General features: G+C 43.5%; 9 protein-coding genes. 4 read left to right on the forward strand and 5 right to left on the reverse strand.

Annotated features, from left to right (window positions below; translation table 11 throughout):
- The first annotated feature begins 28 nt into the window (after positions 1-28).
- Genes KF839_RS03770 through KF839_RS03780 form a run of 3 tightly spaced genes read left to right on the forward strand, consistent with a single transcriptional unit; the run spans position 29 to position 3,568 of the window.
- Positions 29-1,018, forward strand: coding sequence for a glycosyltransferase family 2 protein (locus tag KF839_RS03770; RefSeq protein ID WP_292916495.1), 990 nt, complete (start codon positions 29-31; stop codon positions 1,016-1,018).
- A 7-nt stretch (positions 1,019-1,025) separates the two neighbouring features.
- Positions 1,026-2,105 (forward strand): hypothetical protein, encoded by a 1,080-nt coding sequence (locus KF839_RS03775; protein WP_292916496.1) that lies wholly within the window; start codon positions 1,026-1,028, stop codon positions 2,103-2,105.
- Between the two features lie 11 nt (positions 2,106-2,116).
- The gene (locus KF839_RS03780; protein WP_292916497.1) at positions 2,117-3,568 is read left to right on the forward strand and encodes a mannose-1-phosphate guanylyltransferase/mannose-6-phosphate isomerase; all 1,452 of its coding nucleotides are present in this window, start codon (positions 2,117-2,119) and stop codon (positions 3,566-3,568) included.
- Between the two features lie 60 nt (positions 3,569-3,628).
- Here the strand turns inward: KF839_RS03780 and KF839_RS03785 are convergent, their stop codons facing one another.
- The 4 genes from KF839_RS03785 to KF839_RS03800 all read right to left on the reverse strand — a co-directional run bounded on the left by KF839_RS03785 (position 3,629) and on the right by KF839_RS03800 (position 7,036).
- Positions 3,629-4,471 carry an HDOD domain-containing protein gene (locus KF839_RS03785; RefSeq protein WP_292916498.1) on the reverse strand — a complete coding sequence of 281 codons (843 nt, stop codon included), beginning with the start codon at positions 4,469-4,471 and terminating at the stop codon, positions 3,629-3,631.
- A gap of 97 nt (positions 4,472-4,568) precedes the next feature.
- A complete protein-coding gene (gene trpC / locus KF839_RS03790; protein WP_292916499.1) occupies positions 4,569-5,414 on the reverse strand; it encodes an indole-3-glycerol phosphate synthase TrpC in 846 nt (281 codons plus the stop codon).
- Positions 5,415-5,420: 6 nt separating this feature from the next.
- Complete coding sequence (trpD, locus tag KF839_RS03795) at positions 5,421-6,446, reverse strand: anthranilate phosphoribosyltransferase (protein WP_292916500.1); 1,026 nt, start codon at positions 6,444-6,446, stop codon at positions 5,421-5,423.
- A 23-nt stretch (positions 6,447-6,469) separates the two neighbouring features.
- Positions 6,470-7,036 carry an aminodeoxychorismate/anthranilate synthase component II gene (locus KF839_RS03800; RefSeq protein WP_292916501.1) on the reverse strand — a complete coding sequence of 189 codons (567 nt, stop codon included), beginning with the start codon at positions 7,034-7,036 and terminating at the stop codon, positions 6,470-6,472.
- Between the two features lie 245 nt (positions 7,037-7,281).
- Between KF839_RS03800 and KF839_RS03805 the strand changes: the two genes are divergently transcribed.
- Positions 7,282-7,572: a hypothetical protein gene (locus tag KF839_RS03805; RefSeq protein WP_292916502.1), complete on the forward strand. Its 291-nt coding sequence runs from the start codon at positions 7,282-7,284 to the stop codon at positions 7,570-7,572.
- A gap of 566 nt (positions 7,573-8,138) precedes the next feature.
- Here KF839_RS03805 and KF839_RS03810 read toward each other — a convergent pair.
- Positions 8,139-8,726, reverse strand: coding sequence for a PEP-CTERM sorting domain-containing protein (locus KF839_RS03810; RefSeq protein WP_292916503.1), 588 nt, complete (start codon positions 8,724-8,726; stop codon positions 8,139-8,141).
- Positions 8,727-8,937 lie beyond the last annotated feature (211 nt).

Raw genomic sequence — 8,937 nt, forward strand, 5'->3', positions numbered from 1 at the left:
ATTACACATCATTCTAGGTAAAAGCATAATGAAAGTTAGTATTATCATCAAGGCTCTGAATGAGGAGAAGAACATTATCCGGGCTATTGAGTCGGCTCTGGAAGCGATCGATAAAGTAGGTAGTGGTGAAGTGATTCTGGCTGATTCTCTTTCGACTGACCATACTATAGAACTAGCAGACCGCTATCCTGTGCGGATTGTGCAGTTAGTGAACCCTTTGGATCGTTGCTGCGGTGTGGGGGCTGAACTTGGTTATCGTATCGCGCTTGGTGAATACATTTACATCCTTGACGCTGATATGGAGCTTGATGGTGATTTTTTGATTGCTGCGGTTGCTGCGCTTGATGCAGATCCTTCGCTAGGAGGAGTGGGAGGCGTTGTTGAGGAGATGTACATAGCGAATGCCGAATTTCGTCGCCGTACGGAAGATGATATTTTTAAATTTGGCGAGGTTGATTGCTTGAATATGGGTGGGCTGTATCGAAAATCAGCAGTGGAGCAGGCGGAGTATCTGACAAATCGCAATCTTCATTCCTATGAAGAATATGAACTGGGCTTGCGTTTGCGGGCCTTAGGATGGCGCTTGCAGCGACTGGAGCTTCAAGCGATTAAGCATTATGGTCATACGGATACGAGTTTTAGGTTGCTATGGAGGCGTTGGTGTGGGCGTTATGCTTGGGGAGCGGGTGAGTTATTGCGCGAAGCTTGGGGTAAACCTTACTTGAAAGAGGCTTTAAGGGGAGTCGCCCAGTATCGTTTATCCCTAATAGTTGGAAGTTGGTGGTTGAGTCTCCTGTTGAGTGCTATTGGCGGGTTTTATCATCCTGTCGGCTGGTGGATACTGATCCTTTTATTGCTAACTCCGTTGTTCTTTGGAGTCTTTCGAAAAAAATCTTTAGTAGATGGCCTTTACATGGTGGTATCACAAAATCTTCATACTGCAGGTGTCATCATGGGCTTTCTTTCAGGCCGACGTGGAGATCCTGCTCAATCTCCGGAATTTCGAACAATCAAGTAGCTTCGGTTTGCTTAAAGCTATTTCAGCTATAAAATTTCTGAGAGGAAAAATTCTGCCAGCAAAAACATTAAACTTGCTCAATACGGGAATATTAAAAGGAAGAGTGATGGAGTCTCTATCAAGTAATAGTATTTACTTTAAAGCACTATCATTTATCTTTATTAGTTTGATAATCCCGATTGTTCATGCCGAGAAAGGTTTACTTTTTAAATCGAATTTTGGTCCGGGGGTTTCCATCGGTGCACCTCAAAATTTTTATCCAACCGGCAACGGTGCCTGGCAGGAAATCAAAGGTATCGACACAGGAACTGGTTATAGTTGGCCGGCAAAAGCATTCGGTTCAAGTTTCTCCGGTGTTCAGCTTATTACGATTGATCCTGTTACTTCTGAGACCATCGGAAATTATATCGCCAATGAAATCATCACAGTTATCGGGCCTAAGGGTGAAGCAGTTAATGCGCTCTATCAGAATGTAAAAAATAAAGGAACTGTAGGGCAGGCCGGTTCACAAGCGCCATTTATATTTCTTAGGCCAATAACGGCCGGTGATGTTACAGATTTATATATTACGTACTGGATCAAATATCCGGCTGGTTTGGCAGATAAGCTGGATCCTACGGTTTCATCGGGGAACTGGCGCACTCAATTTGAATTTAAGACAGGTGGTTATGGTGGTAATGCCAGTCACGGCGATTATCGAATTGTTACGAGTATATTGAAAGACAACGAAGGTAGCCTGTATTGGTTAACTAAAGGAGACAGTAATGCAAATGGGCCTGTTCCGGTTACTACTTATTGGCATGAAGAAAATCGTGTTGCACCGGTTCCAATTGGTGAATGGTTTAAATTTGAAGCTTACTGGCATCGTTCGCGCGGCAAGGATGGGCGCTTCTGTGCGGCTGTCAATGGCCAAGAGATAGTTAAGTATCAAGGTCCGATCATGGGGGATCATAATCTGCCAATCACCCGGATCATGGTCAATAACGCATACAGTGGTGGATACGGTCCTGTCGAATCATATACGACAGGATTGGAAATATGGGAAGTAATTCCTGCGGCAAGAATTGGAAAATTTTGCTTTTTTTAGTAGAGAGTTAAATGGATACACTAATTCCTGTTATTTTATCGGGTGGCTCGGGAACACGTCTATGGCCGCTTTCGCGCGAGAAGTATCCGAAGCAGCTTTTATCTCTCATCAATGATGATTCTTTATTGCAAGCTACTGTCCGCCGAATGGATGATTTGAAGGGTGCTGTAGTCAACGCACCAATCATTGTCTGCAATGAGGAGTATCGTTTTGTTATTGCCGAGCAATTGCGGCTCATGGATAGAAAAGGAGCCATTCTACTTGAACCGTTTGGACGAAATACAGCACCTGCTTTGACGCTGGCGGCACTTTCTGCCATGCGGATGGGTGAGGATCCTGTGTTACTGGTCATGCCATCGGATCACGTCATTATGGATATTCCATCCTTCCATGCTGTAGTTCTAATGGCTATGTCGCAGGCATTGGCTGGTAGTATCGTTACATTCGGTATTACTCCGGACGCGCCAGAAACGGGGTACGGCTATATACAGTTTGGAAAATCATTGTCGCAGAGCACTGCGTATCATATTGCGCGTTTTGTAGAAAAACCGGATTTACCAACGGCGCAAACCTATCTCGACTCTGGAAATTATCTCTGGAATAGCGGATTATTTATGATGCGCGCATCAGTATGGTTAGCTGCCATCACAAAGTGCCGACCTGATATCGCTGCGGCATGCAGTAGTGCATGGGAAAAAGGATCGATTGATGGCGATTTTATACGGATGGATAAAAGTGCATTTGAGCATTGTCCCAGCGATTCTATTGATTATGCAGTAATGGAGCGGATAACTGATCCTCGAAATGGGTTGCCCAGCGGCGTTGTAATACCGCTTGCGGCAAAATGGTCCGATATTGGCGCTTGGAGTTCCTTGTGGCAAGTACTCCCTAAAGATGATACCGGTAATGCTTCGAAGGGTGATGTAATATTGAATCACTGCAGCAATACGCTTGTTATTTCGGAGAATCGTTTAGTTGCCTGTGTGGGTGTGGAAAACATGATCGTAGTAGAAACCGCTGATGCAGTGCTGGTTGTCAATAAAGACAAAACACAAGATGTTAAATTAGTTGTTGATTTTCTGAAGAAACAAAACCGGCTCGAAGGACAATGGCATCGCAAGGTATTTCGTCCTTGGGGATGGTACGATGGAATCGATGCCGGCGAGCGTTTTCAGGTCAAACGAATAGTTGTTAAACCTGGCGCAGCCTTGTCATTGCAAATGCATCATCACCGTGCGGAACATTGGGTTGTCGTACGTGGTACAGCGCGTGTAACGCGTAATGAAGAAGTTTTTTTAGTTTCCGAGAACGAATCAACTTTTATACCTCTTGGTACTAAACATCGACTGGAGAATCCTGGCTGTGTTCCACTCGAGATGATTGAGATTCAGTCGGGTTCATACCTCGGCGAAGATGATATCGTGCGTTTTGAAGATATTTATGGGCGGCGAATTCAAAGTTGATATGTAAAGGTCTTCGTGCATCAACCTTAAAAGAAAAGATCAATTTGGGAAATTTGCGACTTAATTTTCTGCATTTTCGTGCTGTTTGTTTGCACCAACGATGGTCATAATATCGCCTGCTTGCAAATGTAGCAGTTTGGCAATTTCTTCATAATCATCCGGCAAAGCTGCGTCATCCCATCCATTGGCAGAATGTCTCGCTAAATTTACCGCAAGTATTACATTGCGAACGCGCTGCAATTTAGAGGAATTGTCGTCCATGAGGGTGATTAATAGTTCCGGGAGTTTCCAGTTGATAGCGAGTTCATGCTGCAGTTGGTTTAACGGGAAACCGAATATTTTTTCTTGTGCAGTCGCACTTCGCAATGTTTTGTCTTTTTTTTGTAATTGCTTGATTTCTAGCATCTCCCCGGGCGCAAAGCACCACATCAAGATCTCAGCTATGTCATGTAATAGCGCGGCAAGCCGAATATCTGCAAAGTGTAAATCATGCAACCGAACTGCCCAATCAAAAGCATAAGAAGCGGCTAAATTGGCACGGTGTGAGGTTTTTAACAAATAGACGAGAGCACTTCTATTACTTTTTCCAAGAACATCTTCCACCAATGGCGTGGCAGGTATCAGTCGAATTGTGTTTTCAAGCCCAAGCATCAATACGATTTGCTCGGCTTCGAGCACATCATGTTCTTGGCAACGATGCTTATGCTTTTGCATATAACGCATTAGCTTTACCGTCATTAGAGGATCATTTTTTACGATATTTGCATAGCTGCGTGCGTTCAGGTTATTTTCATCTTGTTTGAGAATTTCAAGGTTTCGTGCGGTTTGCTTGAGAACAGGAATTTCTGCTGTAGTAAGAAAATTAATCCAATCCGATAATTTTCTTTGATTTTTCTGTGGCATTTTTGCACCCCTGATTTATTGTCGCAAGGAGTTTTTTTACGACATCTCTGTATAAATCTTTAGGAAACAATAATCTACCAATTGGCAATAAAGTAAATTAGGAAAATAACCGAGTAAGTTCTATTCCAGGGTCGGCGGCTCGCATAAAAGCTTCGCCAACAAGGAATGCGTGAACTTGGTGAGTGCGCATCAATGCTACATCGGCGGATGTATGAATCCCGCTTTCGGTAACGACAATTTTCCCGGATGGAATTTTGTTCAATAAGTCTAATGTGGTATCCAGCGTAGTTTCAAATGTTCTTAAATTCCGATTGTTAATTCCAATAAGCGGTGTTGAGAGTTGCAGAGCCATTTCAAGTTCGGCGGCATCGTGGACTTCAACTAAAACAGCCATACCCAGTGATTGAGCTAATCGCTCAAGTTTTAACATACGTGCGACCGGATTATCTGAATCACTGTTATTGTCAAGCAAGAAGGCGCTTACAATCAATAAAATGCAATCAGCATTCATCACGCGTGCTTCCGCGATTTGATAATCTTCAAGAATAAAATCTTTACGCAATACCGGCAGCGAACAAGCCGCGCGTGCGGCTTGCAGATATGCGGGATCTCCCATAAAGAATTGCTTGTCTGTCAATACCGAAAGGCATGCTGCGCCATGCAGGGCATAAGTTTTAGCGATTTCTTCGGGTATGAATTCGAATGCCTGCGCATTCCCGGATGCTAAGCCGCGTAAAACACCTTTGCTGGGACTGGCTTGTTTAATCTCTGCAATTACTGCCGATTGTCCGCTATTGATTTTGTTTCGGATCGCACCAATAAAATCCCGCGGTGGCAGCGCGGATTGCGTTTCTTTAAGTAGCGTTGTATAAGGCTTGAGTGCTTTAGCGGTGGCGATCTCTTGTTTTTTGACGGCCAGAATTCTTTTTAAAATATCGGACATTGTGTTTTAAGTGGGATTTCGGTGAGTGAATTCAACAAGATCATGAAGTTTCTTTAATGCAGCGCCGCTTTCGATTGCGCGAAGCGCAGCTCTTATTCCCGATTCGAAGGAATCCGCAATTCCGGCGGTGTAAATTGCCGCACCGGCATTCATCAGAACGATATCCCGTGCGGGGCCCGCTGCATTTTCCAAGACCGAGAGCAGCATTTTTTTGGCATATTCATTGTCCGTGACGCGAATAGTGTCAATAGCAGCGGTTTTAAGATTAAAGTCTTCCGGTCTGATTGAAAACACAGAGATCTGATTGTTTTTCATTTCTCCTATTTTTGTCTCGCCAGTAATCGTAATTTCATCCAATCCATCTTTGCCATGAACAATCAGTACGTGCTCACTTCCCAAACGCTGCAGAACTTGCGCCAAAGGTTCTACCAATTCATCAGTGAATACTCCTAAAACTTGCCTTTTTGCATTCGCTGGATTGGTTAATGGACCCAGGATATTAAAGAGTGTTTTGATGCCCAGTTCACGCCGCACTGGTGCCGCATATTTCATCGCAGTATGATAATTGGGTGCAAACATAAACCCCACACCGATCTCATTGATACTCTGAGCAACTTGCAGCGGTGTTTGGTTGAGATTAACGCCAAGAGCTTCCAGTACATCCGCGCTGCCGGATTTGCTGGATACTGATCGGCCGCCATGTTTTGCAACACGCGCACCGGCTGCAGCGGCGACAAATGCCGATGCCGTTGAAATATTGAAGGTATGTGAGGAATCACCGCCAGTACCGCACGTATCAATCAAATGGGTATTATTCGTAACGTCGACTTTGGTTGCGAATTCACGCATCACTTGCGCTGCCGCAGTGATTTCCCCGACGGTTTCTTTTTTTACGCGAAGGCCGGTAATGATGGCTGCGATAAAAGTTGGTGAAACTTCACCCTGCATGATTTGACGCATCAATGAAATCATATCTTCGTGCATGATTTCCTGATGCTCGATCAGTTGCTGAAGCACTTCTTGTGGATTCATTGGATCACCTTCTGAGATTACAACTATGCGCGCTTAAGAAAATTCTCGAGCATTTGATGCCCATGCTCACTCAAGATTGATTCCGGATGAAATTGAATACCTTCGATCGCGAGGGTTTTATGGCGAACACCCATAATTTCATTGTCTTCGGTCCATGCCGTAACTTCGAGGCAATCTGGCAGAGTTTCGCGTTCGATAACGAGGGAGTGGTAGCGCGTGGCAATAAAGGGGTTCGGTAAATCTCGGAAGATTCCAACATTCTGGTGATAAATGGGTGATGTTTTGCCATGCATCAGTTGTTTTGCATGAACAATGTGTCCGCCGAATGCTTGCCCGATGCTTTGATGACCCAGGCATACACCCAGGACAGGAATGTCTTCGCTAAATTTTTTGATAACGGACAATGAGATACCGGCTTCGTTGGGTGTGCAAGGACCGGGAGAAATCACTATCCGATCGGGTTTCAATTTTAAGATCGTGTCCAAAGTAATCTCATCATTTCTATAAACCACGATGTCTTCACCCAGTTCAGAAAGGTATTGCACGAGGTTGTAGGTGAAAGAATCGTAGTTATCAATCATTAACAGCATATTAAACCGGTCTGCAATATAAATAATTAATGGATTATACCAAAGGACGAAAAGGATTGATTATTTAACCCCCATCCATGTTCATGAATCACGGTGGTTAGTTGACGGTGAACCTCCGGGATTATGTTATTGAGCATCGTTTAGGTCGGGATACTGTTATCTCGTGTTTGTCGATGAAATTGATGAGTGTTAACATGTCACCGTGTCACAGTTTTTTCTTTTTGTTTTTTCAGATGAGGTATCCCATGAATAAATTCATATTACTTGTATCTTTGGTTTTTTTATCACTGACTCTTATAAGTTGCTCCGGGAAACAGGAAGGTCCTGCGGAAAAAGCTGGTAAGGAGATAGACAAATCTATCGATAGCGGTAAAAAAGCAGTTGATAGCGTTATAGAAAAAGCCACTGAACGTATCGAAGAGCTTAGTGATGCATCCGATGGTCCGGCTGAGCAAGCCGGAAAGAAGATCGATAAAGCTCTCGAAGATGCTGCAGATAAAGTGGAGGAGATCAGTGAAGAGTTGAAAGAAAAATAAAGAGCGGATTATATCCAATTCCGAATTAATATGATCTTAACTTGTTGATATGATTTGTATATCAATTGATAATGGAGTTTCTGTTCAGATTGTCAACTGATTTAAAACTTGAGCGTTATAGTCAGTGCACTGGTTGAGCTTTGCTGTTAGCTTTGTTAGTGCTATTTCATTACTTCATTATATTTTCCTTGCGCCCGAAAAGTTGCTCGAACAAGCACTTTTTGGGCGTTTTTGCTGACGCGATGAGAATAATCGCCTTTATTTAGGAAGTTTTATATTTATGTGCTGGTATAGCACTTTCCCTTAGTTTGCTTCAAGATTCGCATGATCTGGCTTTCTGTAAATTGCTGCTTCTTCACTACTAGTAAAATTTCCCTTCATCTATGATAGAAAATTCTACTGCTCTGCACCTTTGGTATCTGGAGGGATTTACCATTTCACTGGGATTTTGACTTCGGCTTTGCGGGTATTCGTTCGGATTGTACTCGGATTGGAGAGAACCCGTTTGATGGAGATCAGATAAATTGAAACTGCCCGATTTCATCGGGCAGTCTTGGGTTGAATTATTATGTACCTTGTTTCTTATTGTGTATGGAAAAGCCTAACAACCCTAATCCAATCAACAACATTGCATAAGTTTCCGGTTCAGGTACAGGCGTAATATACCAAGCAGAATCCGGTGAGAATTTCGTGCCTTGAACATGTAGAGCCAATTCCCCGTTGAACGGGAGATGCGAGCTTCCTAATCCGAAGGCGTCCCATGAAACTGATTCCCCGGTTTTAAGTTTATCGCTGCCGCGACCAAAATCGTATCTAAAGTCAAAACTACCGCCGGGGCCGCCGCCCGGGCTTTTGCTAACATTACTTACACCACCACCTGCAACGGTTGTCACTGAGCTCGGTGTCACACCGTCAACCGCCATTGAGCCGATAAATGCACCGGAACCAAAAGCACTCAGATCAATATTATGCAAGAAAAACGACCAATGACCGCTACCTATGTCAGTAATTTCCAAGTCGGCAAAATGTATATTTGCCGGTCCGCCTCCCGATAGAAGATGGCCAAAATGATACGAAGCCGCTTGAGCGCCACTTCCAATCGCCAAAAAGCTGATTGCCATAATTGTTGATGCGATTAACTTTCTTAAAATCATTTTGATCTCCTATCAATAAAAGTATTTAAGAACATAATGTTATTCATTCTATACGATCTTCGTCAGTAGTTATTTTCTGACTTTGATCGGTAATGATGTCTCACAGTGGTAACGATAAATTAGCGGATCATTTAATACAATAGAACATCAATCCTGGTTTCTTAGTATTTTTATCCTGAGACGGATTGGGTTACTGCAAAATGCGGGTGGA

It is taken from the genome of Nitrosomonas sp. (assembly GCF_019635155.1).
Lineage (GTDB): Bacteria > Pseudomonadota > Gammaproteobacteria > Burkholderiales > Nitrosomonadaceae > Nitrosomonas.